The 18617-nt window shown below is 71.8% G+C and carries 17 protein-coding genes; 7 read left to right on the top strand and 10 right to left on the bottom strand.

Features of this window, described 5'->3' with window-relative positions; all coding sequences use genetic code 11:
* Window positions 1–35: 35 nt before the first annotated feature.
* Window positions 36–1445 (bottom strand): class II fumarate hydratase, encoded by a 1410-nt coding sequence (locus AMK27_RS19720; protein ID WP_073909752.1) that lies wholly within the window; start codon window positions 1443–1445, stop codon window positions 36–38.
* A gap of 106 nt (window positions 1446–1551) precedes the next feature.
* Here AMK27_RS19720 and AMK27_RS19715 point away from each other — a divergent pair, with 106 nt between their 5' ends.
* Window positions 1552–3093 (top strand): ricin-type beta-trefoil lectin domain protein, encoded by a 1542-nt coding sequence (locus AMK27_RS19715; protein ID WP_073909748.1) that lies wholly within the window; start codon window positions 1552–1554, stop codon window positions 3091–3093.
* Between the two features lie 127 nt (window positions 3094–3220).
* Here the strand turns inward: AMK27_RS19715 and AMK27_RS19710 are convergent, their stop codons facing one another.
* The 3 genes from AMK27_RS19710 to AMK27_RS19700 all read right to left on the bottom strand — a co-directional run bounded on the left by AMK27_RS19710 (window position 3221) and on the right by AMK27_RS19700 (window position 6534).
* Complete coding sequence (locus tag AMK27_RS19710; RefSeq protein WP_073909745.1) at window positions 3221–3850, bottom strand: lipoprotein; 630 nt, start codon at window positions 3848–3850, stop codon at window positions 3221–3223.
* Window positions 3851–3973: 123 nt separating this feature from the next.
* A complete protein-coding gene (locus tag AMK27_RS19705; protein WP_073909742.1) occupies window positions 3974–4615 on the bottom strand; it encodes an HAD family acid phosphatase in 642 nt (213 codons plus the stop codon).
* A gap of 248 nt (window positions 4616–4863) precedes the next feature.
* Window positions 4864–6534 carry a fumarate hydratase gene (locus AMK27_RS19700; protein ID WP_073909739.1) on the bottom strand — a complete coding sequence of 557 codons (1671 nt, stop codon included), beginning with the start codon at window positions 6532–6534 and terminating at the stop codon, window positions 4864–4866.
* A 447-nt stretch (window positions 6535–6981) separates the two neighbouring features.
* On the opposite strand from AMK27_RS19700, the gene AMK27_RS19695 reads away from it, so the two are divergent.
* Window positions 6982–7701, top strand: a complete 720-nt coding sequence (locus tag AMK27_RS19695; protein ID WP_073909736.1) for a DUF1707 SHOCT-like domain-containing protein — start codon at window positions 6982–6984, stop codon at window positions 7699–7701.
* A 275-nt stretch (window positions 7702–7976) separates the two neighbouring features.
* Entirely contained in the window at window positions 7977–8348 is a 372-nt protein-coding gene (locus AMK27_RS19690) for a WhiB family transcriptional regulator (protein ID WP_073909733.1), read from the top strand.
* Between the two features lie 215 nt (window positions 8349–8563).
* Here AMK27_RS19690 and glpX read toward each other — a convergent pair whose 3' ends face one another.
* Entirely contained in the window at window positions 8564–9598 is a 1035-nt protein-coding gene (gene glpX / locus AMK27_RS19685) for a class II fructose-bisphosphatase (RefSeq protein ID WP_073909731.1), read from the bottom strand.
* Between the two features lie 117 nt (window positions 9599–9715).
* Here glpX and AMK27_RS19680 point away from each other — a divergent pair, with 117 nt between their 5' ends.
* Window positions 9716–10249, top strand: a complete 534-nt coding sequence (locus tag AMK27_RS19680; RefSeq protein ID WP_198955908.1) for a DUF4245 domain-containing protein — start codon at window positions 9716–9718, stop codon at window positions 10247–10249.
* A 102-nt stretch (window positions 10250–10351) separates the two neighbouring features.
* Here AMK27_RS19680 and AMK27_RS19675 read toward each other — a convergent pair whose 3' ends face one another.
* The 4 genes from AMK27_RS19675 to AMK27_RS19660 all read right to left on the bottom strand — a co-directional run bounded on the left by AMK27_RS19675 (window position 10352) and on the right by AMK27_RS19660 (window position 14358).
* Window positions 10352–10942 carry a malonic semialdehyde reductase gene (locus AMK27_RS19675; RefSeq protein WP_073909727.1) on the bottom strand — a complete coding sequence of 197 codons (591 nt, stop codon included), beginning with the start codon at window positions 10940–10942 and terminating at the stop codon, window positions 10352–10354.
* A 231-nt stretch (window positions 10943–11173) separates the two neighbouring features.
* The gene (locus AMK27_RS19670) at window positions 11174–11455 is read right to left on the bottom strand and encodes an exodeoxyribonuclease VII small subunit (RefSeq protein WP_073909723.1); all 282 of its coding nucleotides are present in this window, start codon (window positions 11453–11455) and stop codon (window positions 11174–11176) included.
* Window positions 11456–11559: 104 nt separating this feature from the next.
* Window positions 11560–12777 carry an exodeoxyribonuclease VII large subunit gene (gene xseA / locus AMK27_RS19665; protein WP_073909720.1) on the bottom strand — a complete coding sequence of 406 codons (1218 nt, stop codon included), beginning with the start codon at window positions 12775–12777 and terminating at the stop codon, window positions 11560–11562.
* A 210-nt stretch (window positions 12778–12987) separates the two neighbouring features.
* On the bottom strand, window positions 12988–14358 hold the full coding sequence (locus AMK27_RS19660; protein WP_073909716.1) for an APC family permease: 1371 nt from the start codon (window positions 14356–14358) through the stop codon (window positions 12988–12990).
* A gap of 54 nt (window positions 14359–14412) precedes the next feature.
* On the opposite strand from AMK27_RS19660, the gene AMK27_RS19655 reads away from it, so the two are divergent.
* Window positions 14413–15483: a 4-hydroxy-3-methylbut-2-enyl diphosphate reductase gene (locus AMK27_RS19655; protein ID WP_073909712.1), complete on the top strand. Its 1071-nt coding sequence runs from the start codon at window positions 14413–14415 to the stop codon at window positions 15481–15483.
* 30 nt (window positions 15484–15513) lie between these two features.
* On the top strand, window positions 15514–16257 hold the full coding sequence (gene ppgK / locus AMK27_RS19650; RefSeq protein WP_073909709.1) for a polyphosphate--glucose phosphotransferase: 744 nt from the start codon (window positions 15514–15516) through the stop codon (window positions 16255–16257).
* 274 nt (window positions 16258–16531) lie between these two features.
* On the opposite strand, the gene AMK27_RS19645 is transcribed toward ppgK, so the two are convergent.
* Window positions 16532–17191 carry a DUF6542 domain-containing protein gene (locus tag AMK27_RS19645; protein WP_445194860.1) on the bottom strand — a complete coding sequence of 220 codons (660 nt, stop codon included), beginning with the start codon at window positions 17189–17191 and terminating at the stop codon, window positions 16532–16534.
* Window positions 17192–17454: 263 nt separating this feature from the next.
* Here AMK27_RS19645 and ychF point away from each other — a divergent pair, with 263 nt between their 5' ends.
* On the top strand, window positions 17455–18543 hold the full coding sequence (gene ychF / locus AMK27_RS19640; RefSeq protein ID WP_073909705.1) for a redox-regulated ATPase YchF: 1089 nt from the start codon (window positions 17455–17457) through the stop codon (window positions 18541–18543).
* Window positions 18544–18617: the final 74 nt, after the last annotated feature.

Here is an 18617-nt window from a genome sequence, read left to right as displayed (position 1 = left end):
GCATGGATCACGGTTGAGTCATACGCGTGGGTCTGTCACGGGCGGGTCATCCGCAGGACGTCCAGGGCCTCGTCCAGCTGCTCGACCGTCAGGTCGCCGCGCTCCACGTATCCGGACTCCAGCACCACCTCGCGGATGGTCTTCCGCTCGGCCAGGGACTTCTTGGCGACCTTGGCGGCCTCCTCGTAGCCGATGTACTTGTTCAGCGGGGTGACCACGGACGGCGAGGACTCGGCGTACTCGCGGGCCCGCTCGGCGTTGGCCGTGATCCCGTCGACCGTGCGGTCGGCGAGCAGCCGGGACGCGTTGGCCAGGAGCCGTACGGACTCCAGGAGGTTCTTGGCCATCACCGGCAGCATCACGTTGAGCTCGAAGTTCCCGGCCGCGCCGGCCACCGCCACCGTGGTGTCGTTTCCGGTCACCTGCGCGGCGACCATGAGGACCGCCTCGGGGATCACCGGGTTGACCTTGCCCGGCATGATCGAGGAGCCGGGCTGGAGGTCGGGGAGGTTGATCTCGGCGAGGCCGGTGCGGGGTCCGCTGGCCATCCAGCGCAGATCGTTGGCGATCTTGGTGAGGGAGACCGCGATCGTCCGGAGCTGCCCGGACGTCTCCACCAGGGCGTCCCGGGCGCCCTGCGCCTCGAAGTGGTCGCGGGCCTCGGTCAGCGGCAGGCCGGTCGCGCGGGCGACCTCCGTGATGACGGCCGCGGAGAAGCCGGCCGGGGTGTTGATGCCGGTGCCCACCGCCGTACCGCCGAGGGGGAGTTCGGCGAGCCGGGGGAGGACCGAGCGCAGCCGCTCGACGCCGTACCGGATCTGCGCCGCGTAGCCGCCGAACTCCTGGCCGAGGGTGACCGGGGTGGCGTCCATGAGGTGCGTGCGGCCCGACTTCACCACCGATGCGAATTCGGCCGATTTTCGCTCAAGGGAAGCGGCGAGATGGTCGAGGGCGGGGACCAGGTCGCGGAGGACGGCCCCGGTGGCCGCGATGTGGATCGAGGACGGGAAGACGTCGTTGGAGGACTGCGAGGCGTTCACATGGTCGTTGGGGTGGACCTCGCGGCCCTCGGGGAGCCGCTCGGTGGCGAGGGTGGCGATCACCTCGTTGGTGTTCATGTTGGACGAGGTGCCGGAGCCGGTCTGGAAGACGTCCACCGGGAAGTGCTCGTCCCAGCGCCCCTCGGCGACCTCCTCCGCAGCCGAGGCGATGGCCTCGGCGCGGTCCCGGTCGATCACGCCGAGCTCCGCGTTGACCTGGGCGGCGGCGGCCTTGATCCGGGCGAGGGCCTCGATGTGGGCGCGCTCCAGGCGCTGCCCGGACACCGGGAAGTTCTCCACGGCCCGCTGGGTCTGGGCCCGCCACTTGGCGTGCGCGGGGACCCGCACCTCGCCCATGGAGTCGTGTTCGATCCGGTAGCCGTCGGCCTGGTCTGTGTCGTTCATGTTCCTCAACCTCCTATAAAAGATGAGCACTTGTCTTGTTCGATGTATTCCCATCGGGCGTACCGGCCAGTAAAAACCGTGGGTAACCCCACTTCCAGGAGGCGCAATGACGCGCACCAGGTACAGACACCGCTGGCCCATCGCCGCCGTCGTCGCCGCGGCCGCCGCCGCGCTCGGCACGATGACCGCCGCCGCCCCCGCCGGAGCCGCCGCCGCGGACGCCGCCGGCACCACCGCGGTGACCGCCGCCGTACCGCTCCCGCCCGCCCTCGAAGCCGTCCGCGCCGCCGAGGCCACCAAGATCTACGGCAGTCCCGAGGAACGCCCGATCGCCCAGCGCAGGACCGGCCTGATCTCGCTCGGCGACAGCGAGATCTCCGGCGAGGGGGTCGGCACCTACGAGTCCCCGACCAACGGTCCCACCAACTGGTGCCACCGCTCGCCCGAGGCCGCCATCCACCGCACCGGAATCCCCGCGGACCTCACGTTCAACGTGTCCTGCTCCGGCGCGTACACCGGCAACATCCGGATCGGCGGCTCGAAGCAGTACGCCGACGAGCTCGTCCAGAGCGACAACCTGGCCGTCAAGGCGCGCAACACCCGGATCAAGATGATCACGCTCGTCGCCGGCGCCAACGACGACCTGCAGTTCGGGCCCGTCATGACCGACTGCGTCACGCGCTACCTGCTCCTCCAGGGCGCCTGCGAGCCCAAGTACGCCGGCGGCTGGCAGGCCCGCGTCGACGCGCTCGTCCCCAAGGTCGAGCAGACCGTCCGCGACCTCAGGACCGTGATGCGCGACGCCGGTTACGCCGACGGCGACTACAAGCTCGTCCTCATGGGCTACCCCAGCCCGATCGGCCCCGACTTCCGCGACAACCCGAACTTCCCCGGGAAGCTGGTCTGCGGCGGACTCGGCTACGACTCCGACACCGTCTGGGGCCGCAACACCGCCGTCCCCGCCTTCGAGCGCGGGATGCGCGCGGCGGCCGCCTCCACCGGCGCCGTCTACCTCGACAACTCGCGGCTCTTCCACGGCCACGAGGTCTGCATGGAGGACGCCTGGGCCCGCGGCCTCTACATCGACCTCTCCAAGCCCGGGACCCCGGACGAGAACTCCGTACGGCAGTCCTTCCACCCCAACGCGCGCGGGCACGCCGCCTTCGCCTCCTGTCTCACCCAGATCTACAACGCGGGTGTGCGTGAAGCCAGTTGCGCCGACGTCAACTCCTCGGGCACACCGACCCTCTTCCCGCTCGCCTGGGACGACGCGTACCGTCCGCTGAAGAACCAGGCGACCGGCAACTGCCTGGACGTCGACGCGGCCACCTCGGCCAACGGCACCGCCGTCCTCGGCTGGGACTGCCACGGCGGCCGCAACCAGGGCTGGTGGTACGACTCCACCCGTCGCACCGTCCACACCCAGCTGACCCAGGACCGCTGCCTCGACGTCCCCGGGTCCGGCTACCAGGCGGGCAAGGCGCTCGTCCTGTGGAACTGCCACGGCGGCGCCAACCAGCGGTTCGTCCGCGACGGCGCCACGATCCGCCCGGCCGACGCGACGGGCCTCTGCCTCACGCAGAGCGCGGCGAAGCAGCCGATCAGGCTCCAGACCTGCGACGGCTCGGCGAACCAGAAGTTCGCGTAGCCGGCGTGACGGCGTAACCGGTGTACGCGGCGCACCCGCCGCCACCGGCACCGTGGCCCCCGTCCGACCGCCGGACGGGGGCCACGGCCGTGCTCCGGCAAGGGGCGCGGGCTGCGGGCTTGCGGGCTCAGAGCGCCTTGAGGGTGGTCCTGGCCAGCTCGTAGGCCGGGACCATCGCCCGGTGCTCCGCGGTGTCGAGCCCGCCGAGGTGCACGATCACCGTCCCCTTCGGCGTCGTGACGGCGAAGGCGCGCTCCTCCTTCGACTCCTCCGTCAGCGCGTCGCGGACGGTGTACGTCACCTCGGTGACCGGCCCCGCACCGGAGCCGCCCTCCCGGTAGGCCACGCCGGAGGTGTTCCGCGCGGCCTTCACGAACCCTTCGAGGGCCGTCCTCGCCGGGCCCTTCTCCGCCGTCCACACCCGCAGGAAGCCCACGTGCCCGGCCGGCTTGGCGTCGACCTCGCAGCGCACGGTGGCCGGCCCCTGCCGGGTGAGCGCCGCGAACTCCGGGTTCTCGACCGCCTTCGGAGCCCACTTCTCCGCCACCCCGAAGGAGACGGGCAGCGCGCAGGCGGAGCCCGGACCGCCGACGGTCCGGTGCGGCGCATCCGCGGGCGCGTCCGTGGCGGGTGCGGCGGTGGGGCGCGGAGCCTGGGCGATCTCGGGCATCGGCTCCGCGTCGGCGCAGCCGGCGAGCAGCAGCCCCGCCGCCAGGGCGGCGGCGACCTGGGCCGATGTCCGTATCGGGTGTCTCATGCGCGTCAGCGTAGTGGCGGGCCGGACGCCCCCGGACGGGCGTCCCCGGCGCCGGGACGCCCGCCTGTGAAGGGGCGTCACCCGCCGGGCGTCTCCGTCCGGCGGGTGACGGCGACGGTCGGGTCAGGAGAGCTTGCCGCCGTAGTCCGGGAGCTTGAACGTGCGCTCGGCGTGACCGCCGACCAGGTCGGTGGTGTTGTTGCCGATGTTCGCGATGATCGTGTAGCCCTTGCTCTCGATCTTGGCGCGCTGCTCCGTCTTGTACGCGCTGACCTCGGCGAACAGGTCGGGGAGCGAGCGCACGTACAGCCCGTCGACCGGGTAGCCGACCTGCTTCAGGTTCCAGTCCGTGAGCGAGTGGATGATCCCCGGGCGGGCGGTGACGAAGAAGATGTCGACGCCGCGGTCGTGGGCCTCGCGGACGAGGGTGCGCACCTCGGCGATGGCCGGGGTCGGCAGCTCCCAGAAGGGGTGGAAGTCCGTCTCCAGCGAGCTGTTGTCGATGTCGAGGACGATCGCCTGCTTCTCGTCGCCGGCGTTCTCGGAGCGCTTCTCGATGTACGGGCGGGCCTGCGCGATCACGGCGGCCACGTCACGGCGCCAGGTCGTGTAGTCGACATCCTTGAAGGCGGCGGTCGACGTGCTGTGGCCGTCCGGGTCGGAGGCGGAGGCCACGGGCGCGGGGCCGACGACGAGGAAGGCGGTCAGCGCGAGCGTGGCGGTGGTACCGGCGGCGGCGCGCCTGCGGAAGGACGAGACGGGCATGGGGGGCTCCTTGGTCGACCGGCTCGGGGACTTTGGCATGCTCGCGCTCAATACTGGACAGTAGGCAACGAGATGGCTACCGGTCGGTAGCGACTTTCTGAGCGAACGACGAAGCACGGGACCGGACGGCGAAGCCCCGGACGGTACGGCGAGGCCTCGGGCTTCTCGGCGAGGCCCCCGGACCCGGGCCCGACGACGAAGCCCCCCGGTCCAGGAGGACCGGGGGGCGAGCGTCAGACGTCGGGGGATCAGCCGAGACCGGGACCCCGCACCGGGATGTGCGTGAACGTCGGCTCAGGGGCCGGGTTCTGGAAGAAGTCGTTGCCCTTGTCGTCCACCACGATGAACGCCGGGAAGTCCTCGACCTCGATCTTCCAGACCGCCTCCATGCCGAGCTCCTCGTACTCGACGACCTCGACCTTCTTGATGCAGTCCTGCGCGAGCCGCGCCGCCGGGCCGCCGATCGATCCGAGGTAGAAGCCGCCGTGGCTGCCGCAGGCGTTGGTGACCTGCTGCGAGCGGTTGCCCTTGGCCAGCATGACCTTCGAGCCGCCCGCCGCCTGGAACTGCTCCACGTACGAGTCCATCCGGCCGGCCGTCGTCGGGCCGAAGGAACCGGAGGCGTACCCCTCGGGGGTCTTCGCCGGGCCCGCGTAGTAGACCGGGTGGTCCTTCAGGTACTGCGGCATCTCCTCGCCCGCGTCCAGGCGCTCCTTGATCTTGGCGTGCGCGATGTCGCGCGCCACGACCAGCGGGCCGTTGAGGGAGAGGCGGGTCTTGACCGGGTACTTGGTCAGCTCGGCGAGGATGTCGTCCATCGGCTGGTTCAGGTCGATGGTGACGACGTCGCTCTCCTCGGAGAGATGCTCGTCCGTGGTCTCCGGCAGGAAGCGCGCCGGGTCGGTCTCCAGCTGTTCCAGGAAGACGCCCTCGGCGGTGATCTTCGCGACGGCCTGGCGGTCGGCCGAGCAGGAGACGGCGATCGCGACGGGCAGCGAGGCGCCGTGGCGGGGGAGACGGACGACGCGGACGTCGTGGCAGAAGTACTTGCCGCCGAACTGCGCGCCGATGCCGATCTTCTGCGTCAGCTCGAAGACCTTCTCCTCCAGCTCCTTGTCGCGGAAGCCGTGGCCGGTCTCGGCCGAGCCCTCGGCGGGCAGCTCGTCCAGGTAGTGCGCGGAGGCGTACTTCGCGGTCTTGAGCGCGAACTCGGCGGACGTGCCGCCGACGACGATCGCCAGGTGGTACGGCGGGCAGGCTGCCGTGCCGAGCGAGCGGATCTTCTCCTCCAGGAACTTCATCATGCTCGCCTCGTTGAGGACGGCCTTCGTCTCCTGGTAGAGGAAGGACTTGTTGGCGGAGCCGCCGCCCTTGGCCATGAAGAGGAACTTGTACGCGCCGCCGTCGGTCGCGTACAGCTCGATCTGCGCGGGCAGGTTCGAGCCGGTGTTCTTCTCCTCCCACATGGTGACCGGGGCCATCTGCGAGTACCGCAGGTTGAGCTTGGTGTACGCGTCGTAGATGCCCTTGGACAGGGCCTCCTCGTCGCGTCCGGAGGTCAGCACGTTCTGGCCGCGCTTGCCCATGACGATCGCGGTGCCCGTGTCCTGGCACATGGGCAGGACGCCGGCGGCGGCGATGTTCGCGTTCTTGAGGAGGTCGAGCGCGACGAACTTGTCGTTCGACGAGGCCTCGGGGTCGTCGATGATCCGGCGCAGCTGGGCCAGGTGGGCCGGGCGCAGGAAGTGCTGGATGTCGCGGATCGCCTCGGCGGCCAGGGTGCGCAGCGCCTCCGGCTCGACCTTGAGGAACGTACGGCCGTCGGCCTCGAAGGTGGAGACACCTTCGGAGGTCACCAGGCGGTAGGGCGTGGTGTCCTCTCCCAGGGGGAGCAGATCGGAGTACGCAAACTCTGGCATGGGGGCCATTCCTCACTCGGCAAGACGGCGCACCGCCTCCGTTGGCAGTGCGCCCTCCAGCGTAGAACGCGGCCCGGGGCCCGGTCCTGTGAGGTAAGGCTCACTTGGACCGGGGACCGCGCCGGAGTGGCGTGTTCCGAGGGGGTCGGGAGGGCGGGGGGCGGGTTCCTGGGTCCGACCGGGAGGCGGGGCGCGGGCGGGCGCGGGGTGGGGCCGGGGACGGGCTCGGGCCGGGACGGGCGCGGGCCGGGGCCGGAGGCGAGCGCAGGGCCGGGCTCAGGCCGGGACGGGCGGGGCGCGGGGCGGGGGCGGGCGCGGGCGCGGGTGCGGGGCGGGGGCGGGCCCGCGCTCCAACCCGCCGATTCCGGCGCCCGGTTCGAGACCTTTTCCACGGGCCGCGGCCCCGCCCCCTGGTCGCGATCTATCGCGTTTCGCTAGGCTGGCGGCGTGGACCTCGAAAAGAAGCCCGAACCCGACAAGCAGCCGGAGCCTCAGCGGCAGGCCGCACCCGCCGAGCCCGCCCCCGCGGAGACCGTCTTCGCCGACCCGCAGGGCTCGTTGCGGGCCTCGGACGCGGACCGGGACCGGATCGCGGACATCCTCAGGGACGCCCTGGCCGAGGGGCGGATCGACGCCGAGGAGCACTCGGACCGGATCGACGCGGTGTACCGGGCGAAGACCGTCGGGGAGCTGGAGCCGATCGTCCGCGACCTGCCGGGCGCCCGGACGCGGCAGGAGCCCGCGCCGGACTACGGGTACGGCCCGGAGGACGCCGACGGCCCCCCGGCCAACCTCGTCGCGATCTTCTCCAGCACCACCCGCAAGGGCCGCTGGCGGGTGAGCCGCCGGACGAACGCGTTCGCGCTCTTCGGGAACATCGAGATCGACCTGACCGAGGCGATCTTCGCGCAGCGGCTGACCACCATCAACGCCACGTCGATCTTCGGCAACGTCGAGGTCCGGGTCCCGGAGAACATCAGCCTGCGGGGCAACGGCAGCGGGATCTTCGGCAACTTCGAGGTCGTGACCCTCGAGGGCGTCGACCCGCACGCCCCGGTCGTCGTCATCAACGGCTACTCGGTCTTCGGGAACGTCGAGGCCAGGCCCAAGCGCGGCAAGTGGATCACCGACCTCCAGGACCGGATGCGCAAGCACCTCGGCCACTGACGAGGCGACCCGCGAGGCGACCCGCGAGGCGACGCGAGAGCCGACCCGCGAGGCGGCGGGGCGTGAGGGAGACGTGACGGGCGCCAGGCTTCCGCGGCCGGCTCCGGCGGCCCGGTCCGGCACGCCGTTCCCGTCGACGGCCCGGGGGGTGACCGGAATTCGCCCTCGGGTATCCGCAGTGCGGAACGGCGCGGCACGCAGTGCATAGGCGCGCGCACAGCGGGTAGGGCTGGGGCATCGCCGCTCGCTCGCGAAGCCGTCGTCAGGAGTAGACCGTGCTGCAACTGCCGCATCAGCCCCTCCAGGTCGCCGCCGTGCCCCCTCAGCGCGCCCCTGCACGGGAGGACGAGGCCGGTCCTTGGCACGCGGAGGCGGTGTGCCGCCGGGACGAGGCCGGACTGTTCTTCGCCCCCTCCAAGGAGCCGACCGCCGCGCGGCTCGCGCGTGAGGCGGCGGCCAAGCGGGTCTGCGGCCGCTGTCCCGTGATGGTCGAGTGCCGGGAGCACGCGCTCCTCCAGCCCGAGCCGTACGGGGTGTGGGGCGGGCTCACCGCGGCGGAGCGCCGCGTCGCCCTGGCCCGCCGCCGGCGGCGCGAGGTGGAGCTGCGGAAGGCGGCCGCGGCCGATCGCATCGCCCAGGCGGGCTGACGCCGACGCACCGCCTTCGCGGCTGACGGGAGCGCGGCCACCGTCGTCGTTCCGTACGGGAAGGGGCGCCCCCACCGCACATGGGGGCGCCCCTCTTCGTACCGCTTCGCGGCGAAGCACCGGTGCCGACGCGACGGACGCGACCGGCCCGACCGACCCGACTGGCCAGACCGGCGCGATCTACGTAACGGACGCGACCGGCCCGACCGGCGCTGCTACTTCGCGCGGTCGAAGTCGATCTTGCTGTACGCGCGCAGCTTCGAGAGCCGGTGCGTGGAGTCGATCTGGCGGATCGTGCCGGACTTCGAGCGCATGACGAGCGACTGCGTGGTCGCCGTCTCGGCGCGGTAGCGCACCCCGCGGAGCAGCTCGCCGTCGGTGATGCCGGTCGCGACGAAGAACACGTTGTCGCCGCCGACCAGGTCGTTCGTGGAGAGCACCCGGTCCAGGTCGTGGCCCGCATCGAGGGCCTTCTGGCGCTCGGCCTCGTCCTTCGGCCACAGCTTGCCCTGGATCACGCCGCCGAGGCACTTGATGGCGCAGGCGGAGATGATGCCCTCGGGGGTGCCGCCGACGCCCATGAGCATGTCGACGCCGGTGCCCTCGCGGACCGCCATGATCGAACCGGCGACGTCGCCGTCCGAGATGAACTTGATGCGGGCGCCGGTCTCGCGGATCTCCTTGACGATGCCCTCGTGGCGGGGGCGGTCGAGGATGACGACGGTGATGTCCTCCGGGGAGGAGTTCTTCGCCTTGGCGACCCGGCGGATGTTGACCGAGACAGGGGCGTTGATGTCGACGAAGTCGGCGGCCTCGGGGCCGGTGACCAGCTTGTCCATGTAGAAGACCGCGGACGGGTCGAACATGCTGCCGCGGTCGGCGGCGGCCAGGACGGCGATCGCGTTCGGCATGCCCTTGGCGTTCAGCGTGGTGCCGTCGATCGGGTCGACGGCGATGTCGACCTCGGCGCCGGTGCCGTCGCCGACCCGCTCGCCGTTGAAGAGCATGGGCGCTTCGTCCTTCTCGCCCTCGCCGATGACGACCACGCCGTTCATCGAGACGGTGGAGATCAGGGTGCGCATGGCGTTGACCGCCGCGCCGTCCGCGCCGATCTTGTCACCGCGGCCGACCCAGCGGCCGGCGGCCATGGCGGCGGCCTCGGTGACGCGGACCAGCTCAAGGGCGAGGTTGCGGTCGGGAGCCTCGGGAGAGACCACGAGCTCGGGCGGCAGATTCTGCTGCTCGGTCATCGGAACGCACCTTTCTGTACGGCGACGGCCGGTTAAGGGAGGGTGCTGCGACTCTATCGGTACGTCGACAAAATGAGCAGAGGGGCCCACGTATGAGCACGGACCCTTGATGCGACCATGGTGCGCGTGGCAGGTATGCGAGGCAGGCAGACGGTACGCGGGATGTTTCAGTCCCTCGGGGTGATCTTGGTCGCCGCGGGAGTGATGTATCTCTTCATTCCGCACGATGAGAGCGCCGAACCGGTCAAGGCGAAGGACTACCGGGTCGAGCTCCTGACGGCTCAGCGGGCGGCACCGTATCCGGTGCTGGCCCCCGAGGGCCTCGGCGAGGGCTGGAAGGCGACGGTCGTCTCGTACAAGCGCGAGAACTCCGACGCCTGGCAGCTCGGTTTCCTCTCGCCGGACACCCAGTACGTGGCGATCCACCAGTCGACGGCGGCGCCGAAGACCTTCGTCCCGGACGTCACCCAGCGGGCGAAGAACACCGGGAAGACCGAGACGGTGGCGGGCCAGGTCTGGCAGCGCTGGGAGGGCCCGAAGTACGACGCGCTCGTCCGGGTGGACGGCGGGGCGACGACGGTGGTGACCGGTACGGCGTCGTTCGAGCGGCTCACCGAGATGGCGGGCTCGCTCCAGTCGAAGAAGGCTTGATCGAGAAGGTCTGATGAGGAAGGCCTGATCCGGAGAGCCGGAGAGGGCGCACGAAGAAGGCCCCGCACTCGTGGAGTGCGGGGCCTTTCCGTGTCACCGGGATCAGACGGTGGTGACGACCTCGTCGAAGGAGAGGCGCGGGGAGCGCGGGAACCAGGCGTCCTCGCCCGGCTTGCCGATGTTGACGACCATCAGCGGGGTGTGGTCGTCGTCCAGGAACTCCTTCTGGACGCCGGCGAAGTCCAGGCCGGTCATCGGGCCGGCGGCCAGGCCGGCGGCGCGGACGCCCACGATGAAGTACGCGGCCTGGAGGGCGGCGTTCAGCACGGCGGACTGCTCGCGGACCGGGCGCTCGGCGAAGAACATGTCCTTGGCCTGCGGGAAGTGCGGAAGCAGGGCCGGGAGCTCCTCGTGGAACTCGTTGTCGGCCGAGAGGATCGCGACGAGCGGGGCGGTGGCGGTCTTGGGGCGGTTGCCCTCGGCCATGTGCTTGACCAGGCGCTCGCGGGCCTCGGGGGAGCGGACCAGGGTGATGCGCAGCGGGGTCTGGTTGAAGGCGGTCGGGCCGTACTTCACCAGGTCGTATATCGCCTGGACCTGCTCGTCGGTCACCGGCTCGTCGGTGAACGTGTTGGCGGTGCGGGCCTCGCGGAAAAGGAGATCCTGAGCGGCGGCGTCAAGGGCGAGAGACATGCTGCGTACCTTCCGGACTGCAAAGGGGGTTCGCTCGTGGGGATCCAAGCGATGTCCTCGACAGTACGCCGAAGATTGGTGAAAGTTCAACCAATCCATCCGGATAGTGATCCGCTTCACTCATCAGTGTAAGCCGCACCGCACCGACGAGCCGCCATGGGCCGCGGGCGGCCGGTCTCGGGCCGCGGCGACGCCGGTGCGGGGGCGGGCCGGCGGCCCGCGCGGGGGTGACTACTCGTCCCCGGGGCCGCCCGCGGCGCCCTCGGCCTCCTCCGCCGCGCGTTCGGCGGCGAGCGAGGCGTCCAGCCGGGCCCGCGCCCCTTCGAGGCGGCGCCGGCAGACCTTCGCGAGCTCCTCGCCGCGCTCCCAGAGCGCGAGGGACTCCTCCAGGGAGGTCCCGCCCGCCTCGAGCCGCCGGACGACCTCGATCAGCTCGTCCCGCGCCTGCTCGTACCCGAGGGCCGCCTCGTCCGTACCCGATCCCGATCCCGCCGTGCCCGTTCCCGCTGCCATGTGCCGCTCCACCCTCCGTAACCGGTTCTCTTGCGTCCTGCGTGGTCCTGCGTGGTCCTGCTCTGGTTCTGCACGGTCCTGCCGTCGGCCCCGCGCGGCCGCGCTCAGGCCGGGTCGGCCACGCGCCGTACCGCGAACTCGCCCTCCGCGACCCGGGCCCGCAGCTCCTCGTCCGCCGCGACCTCCCCGGGGGAGCGGACCACCGAGCCGTCGGCCCGCTGGAGCACCGCGTACCCCCGCTCCATCGTCGCGGCGGGCGACAGCGCCCGGACCCGCGCCTGCGTGTGCGACAGCTCGGAGTCCGCCCGGTCCAGGAGGTGGCCGAGGACCCGACGGCTGCGCGCGAGCAGGGCGACGAGCTCGTCCTCGCGGACCTCGACCATGCGCTGCGGATGCTCCATGACCGGCCGGGCCAGGGCGTGCGCGAGACCGCGCTCCTCCCGGTCGAGGAGCCCCCGCACGGTCCTCAGGGCCCGGTCCCGCAGCCCGCGCACCCGGTCCAGCTCCTCGCCGACGTCCGGCACGACCTTCTTGGCCGCGTCGGTCGGCGTCGAGGCGCGCAGGTCGGCGACGAGGTCGAGGAGCGGCGAGTCCGGCTCGTGGCCGATGGCCGAGACCACCGGCGTACGGCACTCGGCGACGGCCCTGACGAGCTGCTCGTCCGAGAACGGCAGCAGGTCCTCGACGCTGCCGCCGCCCCGGGCGACGATGATCACGTCGACGTCCTCGTGGGAGTCGAGCTCCTGGACGGCCTGGACGACCTGGGGCACGGCCTTCACGCCCTGCACCGCCACGTTCCGCACCTCGAAGGCGACGGCGGGCCAGCGGCGGCGCGCGTTCTCCAGGACGTCCCGCTCGGCCGCGGAGGCGCGGCCGCAGACGAGGCCGATGCGGTGCGGCAGGAACGGCAGCGGCTTCTTCCGGTCGAGCGCGAAGAGCCCTTCGGAGGCGAGGCTCCGCTTCAGCTGCTCCAGCCGGGCGAGCAGCTCGCCGATCCCGACGGGCTTGATCTCCACCGCCCGCAGCGAGAGCTGGCCGCGCGGCGCGTACCACTCGGGCTTGGCGCGCACGACGACCCGGGCGCCCTCCGACACGACGTCCGCGACGGCGTCGAAGACCTGGCGGTAGCAGGTGACGCCGATGGAGATGTCGTACGAGGGATCCCGCAGCGTCAGGAAGACGACCCCGGCGCCGGGGCGCCGGGACAGCTGTGTGATCTGCCCCTCGACCCAGATCGCCCCGAGCCGGTCGATCCACCCCCCGATGAGACGGGAGACCTCACCGACGGGAAGCGGTGCTTCGGCGGACGTAGTCAGAGCCATGGACCGAGCGTAACCGCGCGGTACGACAACGTCAGGGGCACGCGCACGTACGCCCCCCGGGGCCGCCCCGCGCACAGGAGGCCCCGCCCCGCGCACACGGCCGCGCGCCCCGCACGCCCGCCCCCAGGGCCGACCCGCACACGCCCCCGCTCGGCGCCCCGCCGGACGGCCCGCGCGCCTCAGCGACCCGCCGGTGTTCTCCTCAGCGTCTCAGCGACCCGCCGGTGTCCTCGTCGCGCCCTGGACCGCCAGCACGATCAGGCCCACGCCCAGCCACACCACGCCCACCACCTGCGCCGCCACCGAGGCCTCCACGATGACCGCGATCAGGATCGCGGCGCCGACCACGGGCAGGACGACGTGCTTCAGCCAGTGCGGCGGCCCCTCCGCCCGCCGTACCGCGAACCAGCCGACCACGCTCGCGTGCAGCAGGACGAAGGCCGTCAGGGCGCCCACGTCCACGACCGACACCAGGTGGTCGAGGCCGTCGTCCCTGCGGGCAGCCCACACCGCCGCGATCATCGTCACCGTCGCCGACACGAGGAGCGCCACCCGGGGCACGCCCCCGTCGGTCCGCGCGAGCACGTGCGGCAGGCGCCGGTCGCGGCCCATCGCGAAGAGCAGGCGGCCGCCTGCCGCCTGCCCCGCGAGCGCCGCGAAGGCCGCGCCGATCGCCTTCGAGACGGCCACGAGGTCGTGCAGCCAGCCGCCGACCGCGCTCTCGACGGCGTCGTAGAAGGCCGACCCCTGCTTCCCCGGGTCGGCCGCGAGCTCGGCCGACGAGACCGGTTCGAGCAGGGCCACCAGCCAGGTCTGCGCGATGAACAGGACGCCCGCGAGGGCCAGGCAGAACAGCAGCGCCCGCGCCACCTTCGCCGAACCGCCCGTGACCTCCTCCGCGAAGGAGGCGATCGCGTCGAAGCCCAGGTAGGACAGGACGGCCACGGACACCGCCCCGATGACGGCGGCCAGGGAGAACGTTCCGTCACCCGTGATCGGCGACCACCAGTCGCGCCGGGCGCCGTCCTGGGCGAGGGCCACGCTCGCGGAGACGACGAAGACCAGCAGCACGACGATCTCCATCGCGAGCACCGCGAAGCCGACGCGGGCCGCCGCCCGTACGCCCCAGAGGTTGAGCAGGGTCGTCAGGACGACGGCGATCCCGGTCCACACCCACCGGTCGACCTCCGGGACCAGCGCCTCCATGGCGATGCCGGCGAAGAGGTAGGCGACCGCGGGGATCAGCAGGTAGTCGAGCATCGCCATCCAGCCGGCGATGAACCCCGGCCCTTCGCCGAGGCCCTTGCGCGCGTACGTGAAGACGGAGCCGGCCTGCGGTGCGACCCGCACCATCTGCGCGTAGCTGAAGGCGGTGAACGCCATGGCGACCGTGGCCACCACGTACACGAGCGCGACCGAGCCGCCGGACTTCGCGTCGAGCGTGCCGAAGACGCCGACGGGCGCCATGGGGGCGATGAAGAGCAGCCCGTAGACGACCAGGTCCCGGAACCCGAGGTTCCGACGGAGTCCCGTGTGTTCCGCGTCTTCCCCGCGCGCCGCCACCTGCGATTCCTCGGCCATGGCGACAGTTTCGGCCACGGCACCGATCAAACCGCTCACCGACGCGGCCTTACGATGGGACGCATGACTGCAACGCCCGCGTCGACGCCCGATTCCGCCTCCGCGACGAACCGCCCGAAGCGTGTCCTGCTCGCCGCTCCCCGCGGCTACTGCGCGGGCGTGGACCGTGCCGTGATCGCGGTGGAGAAGGCCCTGGAGCAGTACGGGGCCCCGATCTACGTCCGGCACGAGATCGTCCACAACAAGTACGTCGTCCAGACCCTGGAGCGGAAGGGCGCCGTCTTCGTCGACCAGGCGACCGAGGTGCCGCCGGGCAACATCGTGATGTTCTCCGCGCACGGTGTCGCCCCGACGGTCCACGAGGAGGCCCGCCAGGGCCGTCTCGCGACCATCGACGCCACCTGCCCGCTGGTCACCAAGGTCCACAAGGAAGCCGTCCGCTTCGCCAACGACGACTTCGACATCCTCCTCATCGGCCACGAGGGCCACGAGGAGGTCATCGGCACCTCCGGCGAGGCTCCCGACCACATCCAGCTGGTCGACGGCCCCGGTGACGTCGCCAAGATCGAGGTCCGCGACCCGTCCCGCGTCGTCTGGCTCTCCCAGACCACCCTGTCGGTCGACGAGACGATGGAGACGGTCGACGCGCTGAAGGAGAAGTTCCCGCAGCTGATCTCCCCGCCGTCCGACGACATCTGCTACGCCACGCAGAACCGCCAGATCGCGATCAAGGAGCTGGCCGGCCAGGCCGAGCTCGTCATCGTCGTCGGCTCGAAGAACTCCTCGAACTCGATCCGCATGGTCGAGGTCGCCAAGCAGGCCGGCGTCCCCGCCGCGTACCTGGTCGACTTCGCGAGCGAGATCGACGAGGCCTGGCTGGAGGGCGTCACCAGCGTCGGCCTCTCCTCCGGCGCCTCCGTCCCGGACATCCTCGTGCAGGAGGTCCTGGAGTGGCTCTCCGAGCGCGGCTACGCGGACGTGGAGATCGTCAAGACGGCCGACGAGTCCCTCACCTTCTCGCTGCCCAAGGAGCTCCGCAACAAGGACCTCCGGGCCGTGGCGCGGCAGCTCGGCGCGGGTGAGCCCGGAGAGCCGGCGGAGCCCGCCGCGTCCGCCAAGGAGTAACCCGGCACCCCAGCCCGTACCGTGGATTCCATGAACGTCTTCGGAGTGGACATCGGCGGATCGGGCATCAAGGGCGCCCCCGTGGACCTGGAGCGCGGGACGCTCACCGAGGAGCGCCACAAGGTACTGACCCCGCACCCCGCCACACCCGACGGTGTGGCGGGGTGCGTCGCGGAGGTCGTGGCGCACTTCGGCTGGACGGGACCAGTGGGCGTGACCTTCCCGGGCGTGGTCACCGGCTCGACCATCCGCACGGCGGCGAACGTCGACAAGTCATGGATCGACGTGGACGCCGGGACCCTGCTGAGCGACCGCCTGGGCGGCCTCCCGGTGACCGTCCTGAACGACGCCGACGCGGCCGGAATCGCCGAGATGACCTTCGGCGCGGGCCGCGGCCGCAAGGGCACCGTCATCATGCTGACCCTCGGCACGGGCATCGGCTCGGCCCTCTTCGTCGACGGCCGCCTCGTCCCGAACACGGAGCTGGGCCACCTGGAGCTCAAGGGCCAGGACGCGGAGACCAGGGCGTCGACGAAGGCCAAGGAGGACGAGGACCTCAGCTGGGAACACTGGGCGACGCGCCGCGTGCGGAAGTACCTCGCGCACGTGGAGATGCTGTTCTCGCCTGAGCTGTTCATCATCGGCGGCGGGGTGAGCCGGAAGGCGGACAAGTTCCTGCCGCTGATCGAGGGCATCAGGGCGGAGATCGTCCCGGCGGAACTCCAGAACAACGCGGGGATCGTGGGAGCGGGGATGGCGGCGGGGGCGGCGTAGGGCCGGGGAGGCGGCGCGGGGCCGAGGGGGCGGCGCAGGGCCGGGGAGGCGGCGCAGGGGCCGCTGGGGCGCGTACGGGTGCCGGGGCGGGCCCGCTGTGAGTGTGAGCGGCGGGGCCGGCCCAGAGGAGCGGCCAGGACGGGTGAGGGACCGCACGTACGAGGCCACGGAGACGGCGGTGACGGCGGTGACGGCGGTGACGGCGGAGACGGCGGAGACGGCCTATGCCCCGCCCAGGGTCACGGACACGAGTCGGCTCTGGTGGTGTGAGCTCCTAGCCGACGGGACGGCGGCGAGGGGTGCGGCCGCCCGACGCGGGCCCCCTCCCACCGGCCCCGGGCGCCTCACCGGCGACGGGGGAGGCCCCGGCCGAGGTGCCGGCCGAGGCGCCGCCGGCGGCCGGGGCCGACGCGGCGGCGGTACGCACGAGGTGCTGGCGCCGCCCCATCTCCCGCACCTTCCGCACGCTCGCGATGAGCCCGGCGACGAGGGTCCCGCCGTACAGCCAGCCCGCGTGCACGGCGAGGGCGGTCACGACGGCCATGGCCTGGCCGCCGAAACCGCCCGTGCCGCCCGCGATGGGGACGACGCCGACGGCGAAGGCGATGGGGACGGCGATGGGGGCGGTGACGAGGTCCGCGGCGCGGACCCAGAGCGCGGTCAGGGCGCTGACCGGAAGGAACAGCAGGCCGTAGACGACCGGGGAGCCGTCGAGGAGCAGCCGGTCGAGGAAGCCGAGCGTCAGCATCACGGCGGAGGCGAAGAGGCCGGCGCCCAGCCCGGTGAGGCGTGGCTGGGGGAGCCGCCGCAGCGCGAGGACGACGGGCGGCACCGGCCGCCCCGTCGGCTTCCCGGCCACCGCTCCGGGCGCCCCGGCGCGCTGGACGCGGGGGCCGCCGGGGCCCCGCCGGGTCCGGCCGGTCACCCGGTACACGGCCGCGCCCTCCACGAGTGCGGGGGGCGGGGTGACGGGCGGCGTGACGGGGGTTTGGGGCCGTCGGCGGCCTTGCGGCTGACTTGTCCTGTGCTGCTCCACTCCACCAACGTAGGTCGGAAAGGGGCGGGAACCGGGTCCGGGACACGCCCTTTGGGTGACCTTGCCCCCGAGAACGACCGAAGGTCGGCGTCACTGGCCGGTTCGGCCCGCCCGTAAACTGGGGGATCGGCCCCCCGTCCACACTTCAGGAAGTCGCCACCGTGTCGCTCACGATCGGAATCGTCGGTCTGCCGAATGTCGGCAAGTCGACCCTGTTCAACGCCCTGACCAAGAACGACGTGCTGGCGGCCAACTACCCGTTCGCCACGATCGAGCCCAACGTCGGCGTCGTCGGCGTCCCCGACGCCCGCCTGACCAAGCTCGCGGAGATCTTCTCCTCGCAGCGGGTCCTCCCGGCGACGGTCGACTTCGTCGACATCGCGGGCATCGTGCGCGGCGCGAGCGAGGGCGAGGGCCTCGGCAACAAGTTCCTGGCCAACATCCGCGAGTCGGATGCGATCTGCCAGGTTATCCGCGCCTTCAAGGACGAGAACGTCGTGCACGTCGACGGCAAGGTCTCGCCGAAGGACGACATCGAGACGATCAACACGGAGCTGATCCTCGCGGACCTCCAGACGATCGAGAAGGTCCTGCCGCGCCTCCAGAAGGAGATGCGGATCAAGAAGGACACGGCGCCCAAGGTCGCCGCGGTCGAGGCCGCACAGGCGATCCTGGAGAAGGGCGACACGCTCTTCTCGCAGGGCATCGTGCAGGGCTCGGAGAAGGCGGAGCTCCTCCACGACCTGCACCTCCTCACCACCAAGCCGTTCCTCTACGTCTTCAACGTGGACGAGGACGAGCTGACGGACGACGCGTTCAAGGCCGAGCAGAGCGCGCTGGTCGCCCCGGCGGAGGCGATCTTCCTGAACGCGAAGCTGGAGCAGGACCTGGCCGAGCTGGACGAGGAGGACGCCATGGAGCTCCTCCAGTCCGTCGGCGCCGAGGAGCCGGGCCTGGCGACCCTCGCCCGCGTCGGCTTCGCGACCCTGGGCCTCCAGACCTACCTGACGGCCGGCCCGAAGGAATCCCGCGCCTGGACGATCAAGCAGGGCGCGACGGCCCCCGAGGCGGCCGGTGTGATCCACACCGACTTCCAGAAGGGCTTCATCAAGGCCGAGGTCATCTCCTTCGCCGACCTCGTCGAAACCGGCTCGGTCGCCGACGCCCGCGCGAAGGGCAAGGCCCGCATGGAGGGCAAGGAGTACGTCATGCAGGACGGCGACGTGGTGGAGTTCCGCTTCAACGTCTGATCGCACACCTAGAGGCGGCCTGACCTGCAGCTATGCAGGTCAGGCCGTTGCGTTGTCCGCAGCTGTCCGCAGAA

It is taken from the genome of Streptomyces sp. CB02009 (assembly GCF_001905825.1).
GTDB lineage: Bacteria > Actinomycetota > Actinomycetes > Streptomycetales > Streptomycetaceae > Streptomyces.
The sequence above is the reverse complement of the archived record's forward strand: the minus strand, read 5'-3'. Positions and strand labels throughout refer to the sequence as shown.

Excerpts from the sequence above, each read along its gene's own strand:
- AMK27_RS19670 (WP_073909723.1), bottom strand. The coding sequence starts at position 11,455 with ATGGCAGCGGGAACGGGCACGGCGGGATCGGGATCGGGTACGGACGAG.
- AMK27_RS19655 (WP_073909712.1), top strand. The coding sequence starts at position 14,413 with ATGGGACGCATGACTGCAACGCCCGCGTCGACGCCCGATTCCGCCTCC.
- xseA (WP_073909720.1), bottom strand. The coding sequence starts at position 12,777 with ATGGCTCTGACTACGTCCGCCGAAGCACCGCTTCCCGTCGGTGAGGTC.
- glpX (WP_073909731.1), bottom strand. The coding sequence starts at position 9,598 with ATGACCGAGCAGCAGAATCTGCCGCCCGAGCTCGTGGTCTCTCCCGAG.
- AMK27_RS19715 (WP_073909748.1), top strand. The coding sequence starts at position 1,552 with ATGACGCGCACCAGGTACAGACACCGCTGGCCCATCGCCGCCGTCGTC.
- AMK27_RS19705 (WP_073909742.1), bottom strand. The coding sequence starts at position 4,615 with ATGCCCGTCTCGTCCTTCCGCAGGCGCGCCGCCGCCGGTACCACCGCC.
- AMK27_RS19680 (WP_198955908.1), top strand. The coding sequence starts at position 9,716 with ATGGTGCGCGTGGCAGGTATGCGAGGCAGGCAGACGGTACGCGGGATG.
- AMK27_RS19710 (WP_073909745.1), bottom strand. The coding sequence starts at position 3,850 with ATGAGACACCCGATACGGACATCGGCCCAGGTCGCCGCCGCCCTGGCG.
- AMK27_RS19720 (WP_073909752.1), bottom strand. The coding sequence starts at position 1,445 with ATGAACGACACAGACCAGGCCGACGGCTACCGGATCGAACACGACTCC.
- ppgK (WP_073909709.1), top strand. The coding sequence starts at position 15,514 with ATGAACGTCTTCGGAGTGGACATCGGCGGATCGGGCATCAAGGGCGCC.
- AMK27_RS19675 (WP_073909727.1), bottom strand. The coding sequence starts at position 10,942 with ATGTCTCTCGCCCTTGACGCCGCCGCTCAGGATCTCCTTTTCCGCGAG.
- AMK27_RS19660 (WP_073909716.1), bottom strand. The coding sequence starts at position 14,358 with ATGGCCGAGGAATCGCAGGTGGCGGCGCGCGGGGAAGACGCGGAACAC.
- AMK27_RS19700 (WP_073909739.1), bottom strand. The coding sequence starts at position 6,534 with ATGCCAGAGTTTGCGTACTCCGATCTGCTCCCCCTGGGAGAGGACACC.